The following is a 19,328-nucleotide window of genomic DNA, read 5'->3' on the forward strand; positions in this document are numbered from 1 at the left end:
GTCAGTATCTCCGCATCAAAGAAAGTCGAGCTGGACGAAGTAGTTGTGCCAGGCCCATTCCAACTCTTTCGGTGACAATGGTCCGGAACCGCCGATATAACGCTGGCGATCGAGCGCCATGTTCAGGAGATCGCGGGGATGGCATGGCACCAGGGGCATGCCTTCACTTGCATACAACCTTTGCAGCACATAACGCACCAGCAGCGGGTCATAGGAAACGCCCAGGCGCTCGCTTTCCTGACGCCAGATCTTTTCGTACTGTTCGGGCTTGAGGTAACCGAATTGCAGCTTGTAGCCAATCCGGCGAAGGAAGGCCTCATCGGCCAGCTCCAGGGGATTGAGGTTGGTGGAAAACACCAGGATCAGGTCGAACGGCAGCTCGCAATGCCGACCGCCGCCCAGGTTGAGGAAATCGCGTTTCTCTTCCATCGGGACGATCCAGCGATTCAATAGCTCGGCGGGTGCCATGCGCTGGCGTCCCATGTCGTCGATGATGAACAGGCCATTACTGGCCTTGAGCTGCAAGGCGGCCTGGTATTGACGGGTGAAGGGGTCATAGCGAACGTCCAGTTGCTCCATGCTCAACTCACCGCCAGTGATGACGATCGGGCGTTTGCAGCGCAGCAGTCGACGGTCGACCCCTTCGTTGAGCATCAGATTGTTCTGTTGAACGTTATCATCGAGCCGCTGATGCACCTGCGGGTCATAGATCTCGATCACCGACTCGTTGATGACGATGGCATAGGGGACCCAGATGGCCTCGGCGAACAGACGGATCAGCCGACTGCTGACATAGGTCTTGCCGGTACCCGCGGGGCCATAAATCATGATTGCGCGCCCGGAGTTCATCGCCACACCCAACTGATCGAGCATCTCCTCCGTGAGCACTACGCCAGCAAGTGCATTGCGCATATCGTTGGCATTGATGCGACCATGGTGAATGGTCTGTAGCTTGAGCAGGGACCGGTAGGTACTCACCGGGAAGGGTGCTGCCCCGATATAGCCACTGCGCGACAGGGCATCGCGGGCGACACTGCGACCACGTTCGGTCAGGCCATAACGCAGCATCTGCCCGCCCGTTTGACTCACTTGGCCAAGTATTTCGACACGGCCATCCTTGCGCAGAAACGCCAGGACCTCTTCAAGTACCGCGCCGGTCAGCGCCAGGCGTTCCACCAGCCGCGACATGTCCAGCACACCGGCATCAAACAAATGCTTGCACACCAACTCGCCGAGAAAACTGTCGGTCAGGCCGGTTTCGCGGACAGTGCACGGCTGAGGAGCCAGGCGTTGCACCGCGTCCCGATCGCTGGGGTAGGCCTCACTATCGACGATGACGTGCATGTCTAACCTCCGAATCCACCGGCAGTGAGTTGCCAGTAGACGCTGTTCAACGTCCCCAGCAGGATCGCTACCGTATAAGGAAAGGGCTTGCTGGCTGCCTCGTCTGAACTTGGCGCCATATAGGCCCGCGCCCAAAACATCAACCGATAGCGCCCCAGGGTCTGCAACAATTGACCGCGCACCAGAACGATCAGGAAACCGCACAACCCTCCCCATATCAGACTGAAGAACACAGCCCACAAGGCGTAATGGGGGGGTAGAAAGCTGCCAACCATGGCCATCAGCTTGACGTCACCGGCCGCCATGCCGCCCAGGGCATACATGGGCAGGAACAACGCAAAACCGATCAGGAGGCCCAACAGGCCATCCCCCATCCCGCTGATACCACCTGAGTAAGTCTGGCCGGCCAACCCCAAGGCCAGACCTACCAGGATCAGCAGGTTGGGAATGCGGTGGCGACGCAAGTCGCTCACCACCGCCACGCCCAGCAGTCCGATCAGCACAACGGTAGCTACCAGCTGCTCCATGGACATGTCCCAATCTCCTGCCAGAGTTGTCGTTATGCGGCGGGGGCGGCAGCGCAGCCGGTACCACCAACTGCAGTACAAAGGGCTCTGATTCGGGTGTCCACGGACCCGCCAAGAGCCGTGAACGCCCCGACAACAGCTATCGTAATCAACCCACCCGCCACCGCGTATTCCACAATGGTCAGACCATTTTCGTCTTTGACGAACTTCACTACCGAAGCCTTGATTGTTTGCATGATCATTTTGCCCACCTCACTCGAATGTTGTTTTTTCCGGAGGCAGTACTTTCTGCGCTGCCTGATGCAACCCTAGTCAGGGTGCAGGCATTGGCGTTAGGAAGATTTTGCAGATCGTTAGGACTTTTTTGCGGGGCGGCCAAATACGGAGCATTGGCCTTTGCAGAAGTAACGGGGAGGGGTAAACAAGGCATTGAAACGCAAAGGCAATTGTCATTGATTCACAAGCGACAGGCGGTTAAACCCGGTTTGTCGAAGTCACCCCAACAAACACTCGGCCGGAGTTGCCTTCCAGGTAGCCCATAGTGCAAAAAGAACTAAAAATCGTCTTTCTTATCAGTATTAAATCTGCAATATGATGGCACATTGGCAATACTCTTTAACAACAAGAGAGTCACCAAGAACCTCAGAGTAGAGACATGACGTCCAATTTGACCAAAAGGCCATCGCTCCTGTGGTTCGATCTGACTCATGATCGGTCCACGAAGGAACTCGTCGCGCAGTTCGAGGACACCTGCGACTGCAATCTGGCGAAAAACTCCGTGTTGCCCATCAGGGCACAGGCAGACATGATCTGCATCCACTTTGATCGCCCCGACACGCAAGGTTTGAGGTTTTTGCTGGAGATCAAACGCACCACCCCCAGCATCCCGATCACCATGTTCACCGTGCAGCACTCGGAAGAACTGGCGGTATGGGCCATGCGCTCCAGTGTCTGGGAATACATGGTGCTCCCGTTCTCGGCCAGCGAGAAGAAGCGTTATCTGACGGCGGTGGTGCAACTCTGCGAGTTGCGCCGAAATACCAACGGCCGGGGCAAGTCATCGCAGATCGACCACTCCCCGAGCCTGCCGGACAGCATCCGGCTGACCTCAGGACACCAAAAACACCAGGCGCTGAACAGCGTCATGCTGTACATCGAACAGCACTTTCGAGACAGCATCGATCAGAGGGAACTGGCACAGCGCTGCGGCATGACGACATTTCGCTTCAGCCGCCTGTTCAAGGAAGCCAATGGACTTGGCTTTACCGATTACATCCTGGACAAGCGCATGAACTTCGCCAAGGAGCTGCTCGACAACAGCCAGATGCCGATTACCAGCATCGGCTATGAGGCCGGCTTCAAGGATCCTTCCTACTTCGCCCGTGCCTTCAAGCAGTTTGCAAACTGTACACCCAGCGAATACCGCCTGGCACGCCAACTCAGAGCGGCTGCAGCTGTGCAACTGGAGCAGGATGAAGAAACCACTGAAGCGCTCGATAACCTGGTACAAAGCCTCAGCGGTTGATCCGGTTTTTTACGCGCAAACGAAAACGCCGCTCAATGAGCGGCGTTTTCGTTAAATATGGAGCGGGAAACGAGACTCGAACTCGCGACCCCGACCTTGGCAAGGTCGTGCTCTACCAACTGAGCTATTCCCGCAAATGGCGTCCCCTAGGGGACTCGAACCCCTGTTACCGCCGTGAAAGGGCGGTGTCCTAGGCCACTAGACGAAGGGGACACGCTGCCCGGAACACATGGTGTGTGTTTCGGTGCCCAGATCCGCATCCGAAGACTTGGTTCTGGTTTCACTCAGCCCTGCCCGAAAGCAACGCTGTTTAAAATTGGAGCGGGAAACGAGACTCGAACTCGCGACCCCGACCTTGGCAAGGTCGTGCTCTACCAACTGAGCTATTCCCGCATTGGCGTCCCCTAGGGGACTCGAACCCCTGTTACCGCCGTGAAAGGGCGGTGTCCTAGGCCACTAGACGAAGGGGACACACTACAACATTCACTCCCTGCTTCGTTTCGCTGTGTGCTTTACGCTGCAAGTGGCGCGCATTCTATGGATGGATTGAGAGGTCGTCAACCCCCTGATATAAATTTATTTAAATCAATGACTTCGCCCTGCTTTTGGGCGCCATTGAGGTTTTTCCGCTGCCCGGCGTTTGACGCCTATATTCTGGCACCCGCCAAGACGTTATAGTCCACCGATGATGGCAATCTGTATATCGCGTGCCACCATTTATAGAAGCGGGGCTGCGGCCGATACAAGCGCAGGCACGTCCGATCCAACCCGTCATGCGAGCCCGGGCGCTCAAATGCCAAGCCACTAAACTCGCATATGTACCCTTATAAGAGGTCTTACCGGTGACGCCACTCATGATCACCCTGCTAGTTGTAGCCGGGATCGCACTGTTGATCGCCATTGGTTACATCAACCATGTGGTGGAAAACAACAAGCTGGAAAAGACCCGTACCAAGATTGAGCTCAACGATCGGCTGCGTCGCTGCGGCGAGATCACCGAGACGTTCCCCGGCCAATTGATGACCCCGGCACTCAAGCTGTTGTTGGCCCGCCTGGAATTGAACGTCTGCCAGCGCCTGCTCAACCTGGAAAAATCCAGCGCCAACCTCAAGGCACGGATCGCCGAACTGGAAGCGCTTGTCGGCCAGGGTGAATCCCTCCCGGTCAACAATCCGCCGGCACCGATCCAGACCGAAGCCAAGGCCAAGGATGTACGCTTCTTGCTCGAAGCCCTGCACGGCCAGATCACCCGCGCGGCACAGGACGGCTTCCTGGCCCCCAACGAGGCCAAACGCTGGATCCGTGAAGTGCGCCACATCCTCGTGCTGCTGCACATCGAGTTCTTCAACAACCTCGGCCAGCACTCCCTGCAACAGAACCAGCCCGGACAGGCTCGCCTGGCATTCGAGCGTGGCGTGCAATACCTGCGCAAACAACAGGAACCACAGGTCTACGCCGAGCAACTGGAATACCTGGAAAAACTCCTGGCCCGCGCCAATGACCAGGTCATGGATCGTATTGCGCCGGTCGAAGGCGAGGTCAATCAGTTGACCGAAGGCCTCAAAGACGTCGAGGCCGACGCGGACTGGAAAAAGAAAGTGATCTACGACTGATCAGCGAAAACAGAAAAGCCACCGAGAGGTGGCTTTTTTTGGGCTGGCCGATGATCTTTCAAAGCCTGAAATGCCCCACCATCCCCTTAAGCTCAACCCCCAGTTGCGCCAACTCGATACTGGATGCGGCATTGCCCTGCATCGCCAGCGATGACTGATCGGCACTGGCGCGAATACTGGTGACACTGCGGTTGATCTCCTCGGCTACCGAGCTCTGTTCCTCGGCTGCCGCGGCGATCTGCTGGTTCATCTGCTGGATCAACGATACCGCCGCCGCAATACTTCCCAGCGCACTCTCGGTCTGCAAGGCATCGCTGACCGCCAGCTTAACCAACTCCCCACTGCTTTGAATCTGCTGCACCGACGACTGAGCCGCCGCGCGCAAAGCGCTGACCAGGCGTTCGATTTCCTCGGTCGATTGCTGGGTGCGCCTGGCCAGCGCACGCACTTCATCGGCCACCACGGCAAAGCCCCTGCCCTGCTCGCCAGCCCGGGCCGCCTCGATCGCCGCATTCAACGCCAACAGGTTGGTCTGCTCGGCCACGCTTTTGATCACACCCAGGACCGTGCCGATGTTCTGGATTTCCGCACTCAGGCTTTCGATGCTCGAACTGGCCGAAGAGGCCGAATCCGCCAACTGTTCGATCCGCGCCATGCTCTGGCGCACCACCTGCTGGCCGCTTTCAACCTTGCCGTCAGCCGTTTGCGCGGCTAACGCAGCTTCTTCGGCATTGCGTGCGACATCATGCACCGTGGCCGTCATCTGGTTCATCGCAGTGGCGACCTGTTCGGTTTCCTCCTTCTGCGTGCTGACTTCGAGGTTGGTCTGCTCAGTCACCGCCGACAGCGTTTGGGCGGAAGTCGCCAACTGCTCGATACCCGACTGCAAGCCGCTGACGATATGACTGAGCCCCGCGCCCATTTGTTGCATTGCCTGCATCAACTGACCGATTTCGTCACGGCGGGTCACGTCAATGGTCGCACTCAAATCCCCTGAGGCAATCTGCTGCGCCACATGAATCACGCTGCGCAGCGGTGCCACGATCAACCGGGTGATGAACCACGCGGCAACCAGCCCGACCAGCAAGGCCAGCGCGGAAGAGCCGATGATCAGCAGCGAGTTCTTTTTCAGTTCAGCCTGCATCGCCTGGTCTTGCGCGACATAAGCCTGATCCACCCGCTCGACCACTTGGGCGGCGCGCTGGTGCAATTGTTGATAGACGGTTTTTTCCTGCTCCAGCAGGCCGGTGTACTCGGCAAGCTTGTCACTGAAACTGGCGATATGACCCGTCACCTCATTGAGGACGGTCTGGTAACCCTCGTCCTTGACCGTGGTCTTGAGCTGTTCGGCCTGGGCCAATGCCTGGCTGGCCTGTTCGATCTTGCCCTGCCCGGCGCTGTCGTCGCCTTTGCGGCTTTGATCCAGACGCACCCGTGCTTCATTCATGGCTTGCAGCATCAAGCGTGAAACCTGGCTGACCTGACCGGCCTGCTCGATGAATTGCGCACCGTCCTTGCCTTCGGAATCTTTCAGCGTATAGGCACCGTCATCGGCGAGCCCGGATTGCAATACATCAAGATTATTGGCCACGCTGGACACCGACCAACTGGCCATTTCCAGCGCCAGGTCCTTGGCCTGGGTGAGCGAGACAAACTCGTCGAAGGCCTTGCGATAGGCCCCCAGAGACTGTTCGACATCCTTCATCACCGGCACGTTGGCCGCAGACGCGGCCTTGAGCTGGCCGGCCAGGACGATCAGGCCATCGACGCCCTGGTGCAGGGCATCGACGGTTTTCGGATTGCCGTGCAAGGCGTACTCCTGCTCCAGCTGCCGCACCTTGAGCAAACCGCTGTTGAGCGATGACATTTGCTTGAGCCCGTCGAAGCGCTGGCTGATGGTTTGCAGGGACCAAACGCCAATGCCCGCCACCAGCGCAGTCAACAACAGCACCAGGACAAACCCGATACCCAGTTTTTTCGCCATACCGAGGTTGGCAAAACGTCCTTGCACGGCCGAATTCATTGCACTTAGTCCCCTGCCATAGTCTTTAGACGCAGATTCGCAACGGGCCAGTAGCAACACAAGGCTCTGGCGCCGGAATAATGGCAAAAAGCTACGCCAGCGTCGTTTTCAGAACGCTTGAGGTCGATCCCGGGCAGTGGCCTGAAGGAACGCACGGGCCCGTGGGTCGCAGGCATATGCCACATTGATCCGCTGCCAGTCACTGGCCTCACCCGAGGGGTTGAAGGCGGTCTTCGATGACAGCAGTACACCCAGACGCCGTGCCTGGGTCCGCACCTGATCGCAGTCGGATATTCGCGATCGCGCCCAGATGAACAGGCCTCCCGCCGGGTTGCCGAATACCTCCCATTCGGCATCTTCAAGCAACTGCAACGCCGCCAGCCGGTCGCAGCTCAAGCGTTGGCGCTGACGCTGCACCAGTTTGCCGTAGGCACCGTTAGCCAACAGGCACGCCAGCACCGACTCGCAAAATCGTGAGGCGCCCATACCTGTGGTCATCTTGACCTCGGCCAGACGCGTAATGACTTCAGAACCGGCCACCACAAAACCGACCCGCAAAGAACTGCTGAGGGTCTTGGAATAGCTGCCCAGGTAGATCACGTTGTCGTCCAGCGCAGCCAGTCGCATACCGGAACCGCTGTGCAAATCCGCATAAACGTCGTCTTCGATCACCTGCACGCCAAAGGTCCTGGCCAACTGCAGCACGCGGCGCGCCACCAACGGTGCAAGGCTGCTGCCGGTCGGGTTGTGATAAAAACTGTTGATGAGCAGCCCTTGAGGCCGGTGTTTGACCAGCACCGATTCGAGCACGTCCAGGTCCGGCCCGCGCGGTGTTCGCGGTACATCGACCATGTGGATGCCGTGCAGCCTGAGCAGATCGAACAGCACCGGATAACCGGGACTCTCCACGACCACACAGTCACCGGCCTTGAACAGTGTTCGCACAATCAGGTCGAGCCCCTGGCTGGCACCCGCGGTGGTCATGATCCGGTCGTCCTGCACCCGGATGTCCAGTTGCCTGAGGCGCTTGAGTATTTGCTGCCGCAAGGCTGGCAATCCCAGCGGTGTGCTGTAGTTGAACAGGCTGGCCGTATCGCTGCGACTGACTTGCCGAATCGCGTAAATCAGGTCGTCGGTTTCGCGCCAGCTTTCAGGCAGCCCGCCACAACCCAGCCGCAACTCACTCGAACATACCCCGTGTTCGGGTTCAGCCCCCTCGAACCACGCCGGCTCGGGTCTTGCACCCGAGGCCAATGCCGGGTCGGCAACCGTATAGCCGGCCCCATGACCAGACACCAGCATCCCCTGCGTCACCAGGCGCTCGCAGGCCTGAGCGACGCTTATCTGACTGAGCAAATTGATTCGCGCAATCTGTCGCACCGATGGCAGGCGCGTACCGGGCGTTACCCCGCTGGAATGAAGCCAGCAAGTCAGTGCGTCAACAATTTGCTGTACGACAGGCACCAGCGCCTGTCGGTCGATTCTCAATTCCATGAGCAAACAAACTCCTGTTGGTTTTGCCAGAAGCAGTTAATCACAGGAGTGTTCGAAGACCTGTGCGACAACACCGCCAAATTCATTGGATCCAATGATTTGAAACACTTTGCCCGGTTCGTCAACGGAACCAAAAAAACTGTGGGAGATTCTATGTTGCAGGGGAACCCTGCAGCCTTAAATTTGGCTGGTATTCGCTCTGATTTTTCATGAGGGCGAATGCCACCCGGCAGAGCTTGCGGGCGAGGATGACCAGAGCCTGAGTTCTGGCCAGGCCTCTTGCCAAGTAAGACTCATAGAGCGGTTTCCAGACGGGAGACCGGCAAGCCGCCATTGCTGCATTGTGCGCAAGACGCCGCAGCTCCCCATCGCCTTTTTTGCTCAAGTGGCGCGGACTGTGCTTCTTTCCTGGGTCCTTCGGCCTCAGGTCCATTCCCAAAAAGGCAATAAACGCATCGGCACTGGCGAATTGACCACGCATAAAAGTGGCTGCCAGACCCGTGGCCGTGAGCTCGCCAATCCCTTCAATCGCTTGGCAACGTCTGATGTTTTCGGTGATCCCGGCCTCTTGGCTGGCTTTGCGCAGCAATTTCTGAATAGCCTGATCAGTCTGTTTGAAGTGCTCCAGCTCTTGGGCCAGAAGGTCTTTGAGAAGGGGCTCACTCGACCAACTCAGCATGATGCTAACCCGGGCTTTCATCAGTTCTGCACGTTTGTTGAGGAGGCTTTTCAACACGGTGTAGAGCTTCGGAGGTGGATTCCAGATGCGAAGCCGATCCTGCTCACTGGTCAGGTAACGTGCCAGCAAACGCGCATCACAGGGGTCGGTTTTTGCTCGCTGGCCAATGCTTTCGCGGTAGTGGCTCACCCGATAAGGGTCCACAACGTAAACTCGGTGCCCCATGCCATGGGCCAGTTCAGCGGTATCCAGGTGGTAGAGACTGGTGGCTTCCAAGGCAATCGAGCTTTGCGCCGGCAGGGATTTGAGCCAGCGCCCAATAGCTGTGCGATCGTTGTTGATGAACTGAGTGATTTTCAGATCTTCGCGGTAAACGACGATTTCTGCCTTGGCCACATCGACACCAACCACCGTTGGCGAGGTAAGGATTGTCATGACGAATCCTCGGAGCTAGGGTTTAAGTGCTTGTCGGGGTCTACCGTAGCGCTGGCTTGCCTCTATCGTCGGTATTAACCGATGAATTCCTTATCGGCGCTTTAGGTAGAAAGGGCGGAACGAGAAGTCTCCCACGGTCCGTACTGGCTAGAGTCGGAATCGAGCTTTTAGTCCCGCCCACCCCTTCAAGTCTAAACATACAAGCGAGCCTGCTCGCGAAAGCGGCGTACCAGCCAACGTAAATGTCGACTGACATACCCTCTTCGCGAGCAGGCTCGCTCCCACAGGTTGCAGCTTTTTCTCAGCAGTGATGCATGGGTTCAGAAAGCGGTAACGCCGCCATCCACCGCCAACGAATGGCCGGTAGTGAACGCCGCGCCATCGCTGCACAGATACAGCACCGCGCTGGCGATCTCTTCGACCTTGCCGATGCGACCGACCGGATGCATGGTGTTGGCGAACTCGCCTTTTTTCGGGTCGGCTTCATAAGCTCGACGGAACATATCCGTGTCGATCACCGCCGGGCACACTGCATTGACCCGGATCTTTTTCTTGGCGTACTCAATGGCCGCCGATTTGGTCAGGCCGATCACCGCATGTTTGGAGGCAGCGTAGATGCTCATTTTCGGCGCTGCCCCAAGGCCGGCCACCGATGCCGTATTGACGATCGCGCCGCCCCCTTGCGCCAGCAGCAGCGGCAATTGGTACTTCATGCACAGCCAGACACCTTTGACGTTGACGCCCATGATCGCGTCGAACTCGTCGAGCGTCCCCTCGGCCAGCTTGCCTTTCTCGATTTCGATGCCGGCATTGTTGAAGGCATAGTCAAGGCGACCGTAAGTATTGATCACCTCATTCATCAGATTTTTTACATCGCTTTCCAGGGTAACGTTGCAGCGCACGAAGGTTGCTTCGCCACCGGCCGTACGAATCAGCGCCACCGTGCCCTCGCCGCCCGCCGAGTCCATATCGGCCACCACCACTTTCAGACCCTCGGCGGCAAATGCCTGGGCGGTCGCGCGGCCAATACCGGCCGCCCCACCCGTCACCACGACCACCTGGCCGGAAAACGTCATGCTCATTGTTATGTCCTCGAAGAGTAGAAAGCGGGGAATCGCGCATGACCAGTCTAGCCATGGAGGTCTTGAACACGGCAGCACTATCAAGACTCCGGTTGGGCACCCATGAGTTGCAGTGATGGAACTGCTGTACCAACTATCACTGCACTGGATCAACGTGCATTCGCCGCATCAGCCGAACTTGCGGCATCGTCGCTGACCGGCTATCAACAAAGCTTCATTCATCCTGAGCGCCTGCCATGACCTCCCAGACCAATCGCCAATTCCTGCTCGCCAAACGTCCGGTTGGCGCAGCGACCCGCGAGACATTCACTTACCAGGAGGTGCCAGTCGGCGAACCGGCGGCGGGTCAGATCCTGGTCAAAAACGAATACCTGTCCCTGGATCCGGCCATGCGTGGCTGGATGAATGAGGGCAAATCCTACATCCCGCCGGTCGGGCTCGGCGAAGTCATGCGCGCATTGGGTGTAGGCAAAGTCATTGCGTCGAACAACCCGGGCTTTGCAGTCGGGGATTACGTCAATGGCGCCATCGGCGTGCAGGATTATTTTCTCGGTGAGCCACGGGGCTTCTACAAGGTCGATCCGAAACTGGCACCCCTGCCACGTTACTTGTCCGCCCTGGGCATGACCGGGATGACGGCGTACTTCGCCCTGCTCGACGTCGGCGCACCGAAGGCCGGTGACACCGTGGTGCTGTCGGGCGCGGCCGGTGCCGTGGGCAGCATTGCCGGGCAGATCGCCAAGATCAAAGGCTGCCGGGTGGTTGGCATCGCCGGCGGCGCGGACAAGTGCAAGTTCCTGATCGATGAACTGGGTTTCGATGGGGCCATCGACTACAAGAGTGAAGACGTCCTCGCCGGTCTCAAGCGCGAGTGCCCGAAAGGCGTCGACGTGTATTTCGATAACGTGGGTGGCGACATCCTCGACGCGGTGTTGAGCCGCCTGAACATGAAGGCACGGGTAGTGATTTGCGGCGCCATCAGCCAGTACAACAACAAGGAAGCGGTCAAGGGGCCGGCCAATTACCTGTCGCTATTGGTCAATCGCGCACGCATGGAAGGTTTTGTGGTGATGGACTACGCCGCCCAATACGCCAGTGCCGCACAGGAAATGGCCGGCTGGATGGCCAAGGGACAGCTCAAGAGCAAGGAAGACATTGTCGAAGGACTGGAGACGTTCCCGGAGACGCTGATGAAATTGTTCAGCGGGGAGAATTTCGGCAAATTGGTTCTAAAGGTTTAACCCGAAAACACTGTAGGAGCGAGCTTGCTCGCGAAGAACTCAATGACACCGCGTTTATCCATGATGCGCGCTATCGTTGACGACCATCGCGAGCAAGCTCGCTCCTACAGAGGATCTTCAGAGTCTGATCAGGCCAGTTCAGCCACGACCGAAGCCAACGCCTTGGCCGGATCCGCTGCCTGGCTGATCGGACGACCGATCACCAGATAGTCGGAACCGGCATCCAGCGCCTGACGCGGAGTCAGAATGCGCCGCTGATCGTCCTGGGCACTGCCCGCCGGACGAATCCCCGGAGTCACCAGTTGCAACGACGGATGCGCCGTTTTCAGGGCCTGGGCTTCCAGAGCCGAACACACCAGGCCGTCCATCCCGGCTTTTTCCGCCAGAGCGGCCAGGCGCAGAACCTGCTCTTGAGGTTCGATGTCCAGACCGATACCCGCCAGATCTTCACGTTCCATGCTGGTCAGTACGGTCACGCCGATCAGCAGTGGTTTCGGACCGGTGCGCTGATCCAGCACTTCACGGCACGCGGCCATCATGCGCAGGCCGCCAGAGCAATGTACGTTGACCATCCACACGCCCATTTCCGCAGCCGCTTTGACGGCCATCGCGGTGGTGTTCGGGATGTCATGGAACTTGAGGTCCAGGAACACTTCGAAACCCTTGTCGCGCAGGGTCCCGACAATTTCCGAAGCGCAGCTGGTGAACAGTTCCTTACCGACTTTGACCCGGCACAGTTTCGGGTCCAACTGATCGGCCAGCTTCAGTGCGGCGTCACGGGTAGGGAAATCCAGGGCGACGATGATAGGAGTCTGGCAGGCGGACATGAGTGGGCTCTCAGGCAAGTCGAAATCGGCGCGCATTGTAGCGGAACCTGCGCCACTGCGGGACCCGATGATCGGTAAATCGTCGCGCCAGCTCAGGCAAGACTAGCCCTTGAGATCATTGTGTCGAGTTCGATACACACAAGACACGCCCATAACACCCGGGCCCGCTACCCTCGGCAACCGCAACAGGTCCTAATCAACAGCACTTCCCGCCTCAAGGCCGGACGCCTATGCTGGAACCACAACCTCGCAGCCTATCTTTGTGGTTGGCAGCCTACCTGGCAGATGAACGCACGCATGCAAAACACCCAAGCACCCGTGAACGACGAGCAGAAAGCGCCCGCTGAGGACAAACGCTGGAGCATTCGCGCCCTGATCGTCGACGATGACGTCCCGATCCGCGAACTGATGATCGACTACCTGGCCCGGTTCAACATCCACGCCAGCGGCGTCACCGATGGCGCCGCGATGCGCCTGGCGATGCAGGCGGAGCATTTCGACGTAGTGGTGCTCGACCTGATGCTGCCCGGTGAAGACGGCCTGTCGCTGTGCCGCTGGCTTCGCGCGGAATCGGACATCCCGATCCTGATGCTCACCGCCCGCTGTGAACCGACCGACCGGATCATCGGCCTGGAACTCGGTGCCGACGACTACATGGCCAAGCCATTCGAGCCCCGTGAGCTGGTGGCGCGGATCCAGACCATCCTGCGTCGGGTGCGCGATGACCGCAGCGAACAGCGCGCGAATATTCGTTTCGATCATTGGCGCCTGAACAGTGTGTTGCGGCAACTGATTGCCGACGATGGCCTGGTGGTACCGCTGTCCAACGCTGAATTCCGCCTGCTCTGGGTGTTTATCGAACGTCCGCGCCGCGTGCTCAGCCGTGAACAACTGCTGGACGCCGCTCGCGGTCGTTCGATTGAAGCCTTTGACCGCAACATCGACCTGCTGGTGTCGCGCCTGCGCCAGAAACTCGGCGACGATCCCAAGGCACCGCAGTTGATCAAGACCGTCCGTGGCGAGGGTTACCTGTTCGATGCCCGAGACATCGGCTGATGCGCGGGCGTTTCGATACGCTGTTCGGCCGCCTGTTTGGCGTGTTGTTGCTGGCGATCATCCTCGCGCACCTGCTGGCCTTTGCCTGGTTTCACCATTACGGCCCGCCGCCCCCTCCGCCTCCACCGGAGTTTTCCGAAGGCCTGGACGGGCCACGCCCGCCACTGGACCCGCGCCTGGAGAAGCGGCCACCACGGCCGTGGTTCGGCGGCCCCCTGGTGCCCCTGACGTTTCAATTGATCTCGCTGATCATTGCCGCCTGGTACGGCGCCAAACTGCTGAGCCGGCCGATCCAGCGCCTGAGCGACGCGGCCGAGCGCTTGAGCGAAAACCTCGACAGCCTGCCACTGGAAGAATCGGGACCACGGGAAGCGCGGCAAGCGGCGCACACGTTCAACAAGATGCAGCGCCGCATCCTTGAACAGGTCAAGCAGCGTTCACGCATGCTCGGCGCGGTGTCCCACGACCTGCGCACGCCGCTGTCGCGGCTCAAACTGCGGCTGGAGAAAATCGACGACGACAAACTGCAAGGCCAGATGCGCCAGGACCTCGACGACATGATCAGCATGCTCGACGCCACCCTCACCTATCTGCATGAACAACGCACCAGCGAAGCCCCGCAGTGGATGGACGTGCAGGCGCTGGTGGAGTCCCTGAGCGAAAACGCCCAGGACCAGGGCGCGAACGTCCAGGCCCTCGGCCACTGTGCCCCCCTGCAGGTCCAGCCGATGGCCTTGCGCTCTTGCATCAACAATCTGATGGACAATGCCCTGCGCTATGCCGGGCAGGCGCTGATCAGCCTGGAGGATCATCGTGAACAGCTGGTGATTCGGGTCATTGACCATGGACCGGGTATCGCTGCGGAACAACGTGAGGCCGTGTTCGAACCCTTCTTTCGCCTTGAAGGCTCGCGCAATCGCAATTCCGGCGGCGTTGGCCTGGGCATGACCATTGCCCGTGAGGCCGCGCAACGGATGGGCGGACAACTGACCCTGGAAGAAACCCCGGGTGGCGGCCTGACGGCGGTGATTCGCCTGCCGCGTAGCTGAAACCCCAGCCGATCCATTGTGGGAGCGGCGGTGCGGCGATCCGACTTGCTCCGGGCGGCGTCCCGACGAAGAGGCCCTGAGCAGAATACAAATCTCAGGGCCGGTGATCTTCAGCCCGTGCCTGGGTCTTGCTCCAGTCGATCAACAGGCTGTAGGCCACCGCCAGCAAAGTCGGGCCGATGAACAGGCCGATAAAGCCAAAGGCAATCAAACCGCCAAACACCCCAAGCAGCACAATGACCAGTGGCAGATTACCGCCACGGCTGATCAGGTACGGTTTGAGCACGTTGTCGACACCGCTGATGACGAATGTGCCCCAGATCCCGAGGAATATGGCCAGCCCGTACTCGCCTTTCCAGGCCAGCCACGCGGTCGCCGGAATCCATACCAACGGCGGCCCCATCGGAATCAGGCTGAGCATGAACGTCACGATACCGAGCACCAGCGCTCCTGGTACGCCGGCAATCAGGAAGCCGATCAGTGCCAGGATCGCCTGGGCCGCTGCCGTGCCGATCACACCGTTTACCACCCGCTGCACCGTACCTGCCACCAGCTCGATGTAGTAGCCGGCCCGCTGACCGATCAGGCGTTCCAGCAATGTGTGTACAAACGCTGCCAGGCGCGGCCCGTCACGATAGAAAAAGAACACGAAGACGATGCTCAGGGTCAGTTCGAGAATACCGCCGCCGATCTGCGCGCTGCGCGCCAGCAACCAGTTACCCACCTGCCCCAGATAAGGCTTGAGCGACACCATCATCGCTGCGCCCTGCTCATCGATGCTGTTCCAGACCCCGACCAGCCGCTCACCCACCAGGGGAATCGAACCCAGCCAGACGGGGGCTTCGGGTAGCCCCTCGACCTGCGCATCCTTGATGAATGCCGTGGCATCGCGCACATGATCGGCAAGGTTGAAACCCAGCCACACCAGCGGCGCCGCCACCAGTACCATCCAGCCCAGCGTCAACAATGCCGCCGCCAGAGACTCGCGGCCATTGAGCCAACGGGTCAGCAAGCGCATCAGCGGCCAACTGGCGAACGCCAGGACCGCGCCCCAGAACATCGCCGACCAGAACGGCGCCATCACCCAGAAGCTCGCGCCGAACAACACCACGAGCAGGATCTGCACCAACAGGCGATCGTTATTGATCATCAAGAGTCTCGAAAAAGTCAGTCAGCAATAGAGTAGGCGAATACAGCGTGCACGTTCGCCCGATACAGCCTACCGCAATAGCTCGATGTGCAGGCCAGAGCCTTCGACACTGCCGGTTTCCATCCGCGCGGCACGCACGCCCTGGTCAATCAGCGCCTGACGCCAGGCTTCGGCGTTCGCTCCGGAAATACTGACCCGCAAGGTGGTGTCCAGATTCAGTCCGCGTGAAATCAGGCGCAGCCAGGTCTCGTCGGGTGCGCTGTTCAGCGTGGAAAAATCGAGCTCACCGGTGCTCTTGAGTTCACGCAGCAAGGTCGCGGAGGTCGGCAACAGCTCGCCCAGCGGTGCCGAAGCATCGAACTGCTCGACATGCAGGTAGGCCTTGCGATTACCACGGGTGATGCTGTACAGCGCGACGAGCGTGTTGTCCCGTGGAGCAGCAAGTCGCAGCAGCAAATAGGCTTGTTGATCGTCGGCGCCATACAGCTTGGCGTTGCCAAAGACCTGGTTGGCCCAGAGGCTGCTTTCACCGCAATCGCGCGCCTGGCACCAGAAAAGCAACCCGGCGTCCTGCTTTTGCAAAGCCTCGCGGGCAGCCGTGAACGCCTCGATGGATGAATGTTCCGAGGGCAATTCGTAGGTCACCGAAGTGACCTTGCCGCGGACACTGACCTGACCGTCGAAACGTAACTGGCCACTGATTTTGCGGATCGAACCCAATGGGTAGATCCGCTCCAGCTCGGCGGCGGGACGATAGTCGACAATCTGGGCGTCGACCATGCGCGGCACTATCGGGAGGTCCTGACTGCCCGGAACATCGGCGGCGAACAACAAGGGACTGAAACTGCACAGCACCAGCAAACTGAATGAACGCATGGATAGACTCATCGGATCAGCATGGCCTGGGCACCCTTGATGACACTGGCTTCATCGGCACGTTGCGGTACCTGCAGACCACGCTGCACCGCCGGCCGGGCCTCCATGGTTGCCATCCAGCGTTGCAACGCCGTCAAGCCCTCCACCGAGACGCCCGACCACTCGTAACCACGCACCCACGGAAAGGTGGCGATGTCGGCAATGCTGTACTCGCCAGCAAGGAACTCCACGCTTTGCAAACGAGTGTCGAGCACTTCGTAGAGGCGACGGGTTTCATGCTGATAGCGGTCGATGGCGCCCTGGAGTCTTTCCGGAAAGTAGCGGAAGAACACGTTGGCCTGGCCCTGCATCGGACCGATGCCCCCCATCTGGAACATCAGCCACTGCAATACCACCGAACGTCCCTTGGGGTCGCCCGGCATCAGTTTGCCGGTCTGTTCAGCGAGGTAAACAAGGATGGCGCCGGATTCGAACACCGCGAAATCGCTGTTGGCACGGTCGACAATCGCCGGAATCCGCCCATTGGGGTTGATCTTGAGGAAGTCCGCGGACTTCTGCTCCTTTTTGTCGAAACTCAAGGCATGCACCGTGTAGGGCAGGCCGAGTTCCTCGAGCACGATAGAGACCTTGTGGCCATTCGGGGTCGCAGCGGTGTAGAGATCTATCATGGTTGTCTCCCTTTTCAACCCGCCCAGCCTCGACAGTTGCCCGGCGCAAGTCAAGGAATGGCGAAGAACCGATTGAAACAGTCTGCGACAAGATTCGCGCCGGCCTCGTCATTGAGATGCAAATGATGGCCGCCTGGCAGCTGTTCACGGCTAAAGGGTAGACGCTCCAGCAATTCGGGGTGTTTGGCGAGCATGCCATCAGCAGCGACCACCAGTGTTGCAGGACATTGGACCCGCTGGACAAAGGCCATGGCCTGCTCGGTGGTAAGGCGCAGTGGCGATGGCAGCGTGAGGCGACTGTCGGTACGCCAGGTATAACCGCCCGGTACCGGCATCAGGCCACGCTGCGCCAGCAGCTCGGCAGCCTCGCGGCTGACCGCCACCAGCCCCTTCATTCGCGCTTCGATGGCACGTTCGAGGGTGCCATAGACCGGTTTGCGCTTTTCCCGCAGATCCAGTTGCGCTTGCAGGGCCATGCCCATGCGCTCGGCAGCGTTTTCACCTTTGTCTGTAGGAGGAATGATGCCGTCGATCAATGCCAGGTGGGTGACCCGCTCGGGCAGCGAACCGGCGATGATCAGCGAAGCAATGGCGCCCATCGAATGCCCCATCAGCGCAAATTTCTGCAGTCCAAGCTGTTCGGCCACTTGCAGCACGTCGTGGGCATAGTCCCACATGGCGTAGCCGGCGCCCGGCGGACGATGCCCGGAATGACCGTGACCGGCCATGTCCAGGGCAATGATGCGCAGGCCTTTGAGCTTCGGCGCCAGGCGGGCAAAACTGTTGGCGTTGTCCAGCCAGCCATGCAGGGCAATGACCGGCAATCCGTCTTCAGGACCGAACAGATGCGCCGCCAGCTCAATGTGCGGCAGGCTCAGGCGGACCTCTTCGACGACGGGGTTCATGCGCAATCCTGTTGTCGACGGCCGTCCCAACGGTAGAACAGGCCTTTGAGCATTTGCGCGGTATCAAGGGGACGTTCCAGCGGAAACATGTGGCCACCGGGCATGGTCAGCGATTCGCCCAACGGCAGGCGGTCGACCGAACTGGCGTGATGGCGCATCACCACGCGGCTGTTGTGGCCGCGAACCACCGCCAGCGGCACTTGCAGCTGCCGGGTACTGCCCGGACTGGTGTGCGGCACGCCGCGATAGATGCTGATTTCCGTGGCCGGGTCGAAGCGCAGGCGCAGCTTGTCGCCGACCTGGTGCAAGCCATGTTGCAGGTAGGCATCGAAGCATTCCGGGTCGAAACCGCGAAACAGGGTTTTACCGGCGAAATATTTCCGGGCGCTGTCCAGGTCGGCGAATTCTTCACGACGGCCCAGGGTGCGGCCGGCCGGGGTCAAGCGGTCGATGAAACCGAAGCGCTTGGCCGCCCGGATCACCCATCGATCGGCTCGGGTGAGCACTGGCGAGTCGAGCATCACCACGCCGCGATACAACTGCGGGCAGCGCAAGGCCGCATGCAGATGCAACACGCCCCCGAAGGAGTGACCGACACCCCACACGGGTTCGGCCTGTTGTTGCAGGTGATGGATCAGCTCATCCACCAGGTTGTACCAGTTGTCGTCCGCCGGGAAACGCGGGTCGTGGGCGTGCTGCTCCAGATGCATCACCTGATAATCGGGTGCCAGCGCCGCAAACAACTTGCCGTAGGTTCCCGACGGAAAACCATTGGCGTGGGCGAAAAAGATCTGTTGCGACATACCTGCAAATCCATGAGCGAGAACAGGTGTT

At 59.4% G+C, this 19,328-nt stretch carries 18 protein-coding genes, 4 tRNA genes and 1 pseudogene; 5 read left to right on the top strand and 18 right to left on the bottom strand.

Annotated features, from left to right (window positions below; translation table 11 throughout):
- Nucleotides 1-15: 15 nt before the first annotated feature.
- The 3 genes from ACEN8E_RS22420 to ACEN8E_RS22430 are packed head-to-tail and all read right to left on the bottom strand — an operon-like array spanning nucleotide 16 to nucleotide 2,113.
- Complete coding sequence (locus tag ACEN8E_RS22420; protein ID WP_495589910.1) at nucleotides 16-1,344, bottom strand: ATP-binding protein; 1,329 nt, start codon at nucleotides 1,342-1,344, stop codon at nucleotides 16-18.
- Between the two features lie 2 nt (nucleotides 1,345-1,346).
- On the bottom strand, nucleotides 1,347-1,877 hold the full coding sequence (locus ACEN8E_RS22425; RefSeq protein WP_495589911.1) for an A24 family peptidase: 531 nt from the start codon (nucleotides 1,875-1,877) through the stop codon (nucleotides 1,347-1,349).
- Nucleotides 1,878-1,903: 26 nt separating this feature from the next.
- A complete protein-coding gene (locus ACEN8E_RS22430) occupies nucleotides 1,904-2,113 on the bottom strand; it encodes a Flp family type IVb pilin (protein WP_495589912.1) in 210 nt (69 codons plus the stop codon).
- A gap of 413 nt (nucleotides 2,114-2,526) precedes the next feature.
- Between ACEN8E_RS22430 and ACEN8E_RS22435 the strand changes: the two genes are divergently transcribed.
- Nucleotides 2,527-3,396, top strand: a complete 870-nt coding sequence (locus ACEN8E_RS22435; protein ID WP_495589913.1) for an AraC family transcriptional regulator — start codon at nucleotides 2,527-2,529, stop codon at nucleotides 3,394-3,396.
- Between the two features lie 58 nt (nucleotides 3,397-3,454).
- Here the strand turns inward: ACEN8E_RS22435 and ACEN8E_RS22440 are convergent.
- From ACEN8E_RS22440 to ACEN8E_RS22455, 4 genes are all read right to left on the bottom strand, one after another.
- Nucleotides 3,455-3,530 (bottom strand) — tRNA-Gly (locus ACEN8E_RS22440).
- A 3-nt stretch (nucleotides 3,531-3,533) separates the two neighbouring features.
- Nucleotides 3,534-3,609, bottom strand: a tRNA-Glu gene (locus tag ACEN8E_RS22445).
- A gap of 104 nt (nucleotides 3,610-3,713) precedes the next feature.
- Nucleotides 3,714-3,789, bottom strand: a tRNA-Gly gene (locus tag ACEN8E_RS22450).
- A gap of 2 nt (nucleotides 3,790-3,791) precedes the next feature.
- A tRNA-Glu gene (locus ACEN8E_RS22455) sits at nucleotides 3,792-3,867 on the bottom strand.
- Nucleotides 3,868-4,250: 383 nt separating this feature from the next.
- On the opposite strand from ACEN8E_RS22455, the gene ACEN8E_RS22460 reads away from it, so the two are divergent.
- The gene (locus ACEN8E_RS22460) at nucleotides 4,251-5,009 is read left to right on the top strand and encodes a hypothetical protein (protein ID WP_495589914.1); all 759 of its coding nucleotides are present in this window, start codon (nucleotides 4,251-4,253) and stop codon (nucleotides 5,007-5,009) included.
- A 58-nt stretch (nucleotides 5,010-5,067) separates the two neighbouring features.
- Here ACEN8E_RS22460 and ACEN8E_RS22465 read toward each other — a convergent pair whose 3' ends face one another.
- The 5 genes and pseudogenes from ACEN8E_RS22465 to ACEN8E_RS22485 form a co-directional block, all read right to left on the bottom strand.
- The gene (locus ACEN8E_RS22465) at nucleotides 5,068-5,949 is read right to left on the bottom strand and encodes a methyl-accepting chemotaxis protein (RefSeq protein ID WP_495593373.1); all 882 of its coding nucleotides are present in this window, start codon (nucleotides 5,947-5,949) and stop codon (nucleotides 5,068-5,070) included.
- Nucleotides 5,929-7,032, bottom strand: a pseudogene (locus ACEN8E_RS22470) (HAMP domain-containing protein); the annotation flags it as partial. The pseudogene ACEN8E_RS22470 and the gene ACEN8E_RS22465, both read right to left, overlap by 21 nt.
- 108 nt (nucleotides 7,033-7,140) lie before the next feature.
- The gene (locus tag ACEN8E_RS22475) at nucleotides 7,141-8,526 is read right to left on the bottom strand and encodes an aminotransferase-like domain-containing protein (protein ID WP_495589915.1); all 1,386 of its coding nucleotides are present in this window, start codon (nucleotides 8,524-8,526) and stop codon (nucleotides 7,141-7,143) included.
- Nucleotides 8,527-8,677: 151 nt separating this feature from the next.
- Complete coding sequence (locus ACEN8E_RS22480; protein WP_495589916.1) at nucleotides 8,678-9,640, bottom strand: IS110 family transposase; 963 nt, start codon at nucleotides 9,638-9,640, stop codon at nucleotides 8,678-8,680.
- A gap of 320 nt (nucleotides 9,641-9,960) precedes the next feature.
- Nucleotides 9,961-10,722, bottom strand: coding sequence for an SDR family oxidoreductase (locus tag ACEN8E_RS22485; protein ID WP_495589917.1), 762 nt, complete (start codon nucleotides 10,720-10,722; stop codon nucleotides 9,961-9,963).
- A 236-nt stretch (nucleotides 10,723-10,958) separates the two neighbouring features.
- On the opposite strand from ACEN8E_RS22485, the gene ACEN8E_RS22490 reads away from it, so the two are divergent.
- A complete protein-coding gene (locus ACEN8E_RS22490; RefSeq protein ID WP_429367066.1) occupies nucleotides 10,959-11,963 on the top strand; it encodes an NADP-dependent oxidoreductase in 1,005 nt (334 codons plus the stop codon).
- A gap of 128 nt (nucleotides 11,964-12,091) precedes the next feature.
- Here the strand turns inward: ACEN8E_RS22490 and pyrF are convergent, their stop codons facing one another.
- Nucleotides 12,092-12,790, bottom strand: a complete 699-nt coding sequence (gene pyrF / locus ACEN8E_RS22495) for an orotidine-5'-phosphate decarboxylase (protein WP_173677935.1) — start codon at nucleotides 12,788-12,790, stop codon at nucleotides 12,092-12,094.
- Nucleotides 12,791-13,087: 297 nt separating this feature from the next.
- Between pyrF and ACEN8E_RS22500 the strand changes: the two genes are divergently transcribed.
- Together ACEN8E_RS22500 and ACEN8E_RS22505 are read left to right on the top strand one after the other, a co-directional pair.
- Nucleotides 13,088-13,846 (top strand): response regulator, encoded by a 759-nt coding sequence (locus tag ACEN8E_RS22500; protein ID WP_495589918.1) that lies wholly within the window; start codon nucleotides 13,088-13,090, stop codon nucleotides 13,844-13,846.
- A complete protein-coding gene (locus ACEN8E_RS22505) occupies nucleotides 13,846-14,895 on the top strand; it encodes a sensor histidine kinase (protein WP_495589919.1) in 1,050 nt (349 codons plus the stop codon). Before ACEN8E_RS22500 ends, ACEN8E_RS22505 begins: the two co-directional genes overlap by 1 nt.
- A 94-nt stretch (nucleotides 14,896-14,989) precedes the next feature.
- Here ACEN8E_RS22505 and ACEN8E_RS22510 read toward each other — a convergent pair whose 3' ends face one another.
- From ACEN8E_RS22510 to ACEN8E_RS22530, 5 genes are all read right to left on the bottom strand, one after another.
- Complete coding sequence (locus ACEN8E_RS22510) at nucleotides 14,990-16,045, bottom strand: AI-2E family transporter (protein ID WP_495589920.1); 1,056 nt, start codon at nucleotides 16,043-16,045, stop codon at nucleotides 14,990-14,992.
- A gap of 69 nt (nucleotides 16,046-16,114) precedes the next feature.
- Nucleotides 16,115-16,921, bottom strand: a complete 807-nt coding sequence (locus ACEN8E_RS22515) for a DUF4892 domain-containing protein (RefSeq protein WP_495589921.1) — start codon at nucleotides 16,919-16,921, stop codon at nucleotides 16,115-16,117.
- Between the two features lie 8 nt (nucleotides 16,922-16,929).
- Nucleotides 16,930-17,589, bottom strand: coding sequence for a glutathione S-transferase family protein (locus ACEN8E_RS22520; RefSeq protein WP_495589922.1), 660 nt, complete (start codon nucleotides 17,587-17,589; stop codon nucleotides 16,930-16,932).
- Between the two features lie 50 nt (nucleotides 17,590-17,639).
- A complete protein-coding gene (locus ACEN8E_RS22525) occupies nucleotides 17,640-18,494 on the bottom strand; it encodes an alpha/beta hydrolase (protein ID WP_495589923.1) in 855 nt (284 codons plus the stop codon).
- Nucleotides 18,491-19,297: an alpha/beta fold hydrolase gene (locus ACEN8E_RS22530; protein ID WP_495589924.1), complete on the bottom strand. Its 807-nt coding sequence runs from the start codon at nucleotides 19,295-19,297 to the stop codon at nucleotides 18,491-18,493. The genes ACEN8E_RS22525 and ACEN8E_RS22530 overlap by 4 nt, the downstream gene beginning before the upstream one ends.
- Between the last annotated feature and the right edge of the window lie 31 nt (nucleotides 19,298-19,328).

The organism is Pseudomonas sp. Pseusp9 (assembly GCF_059491265.1).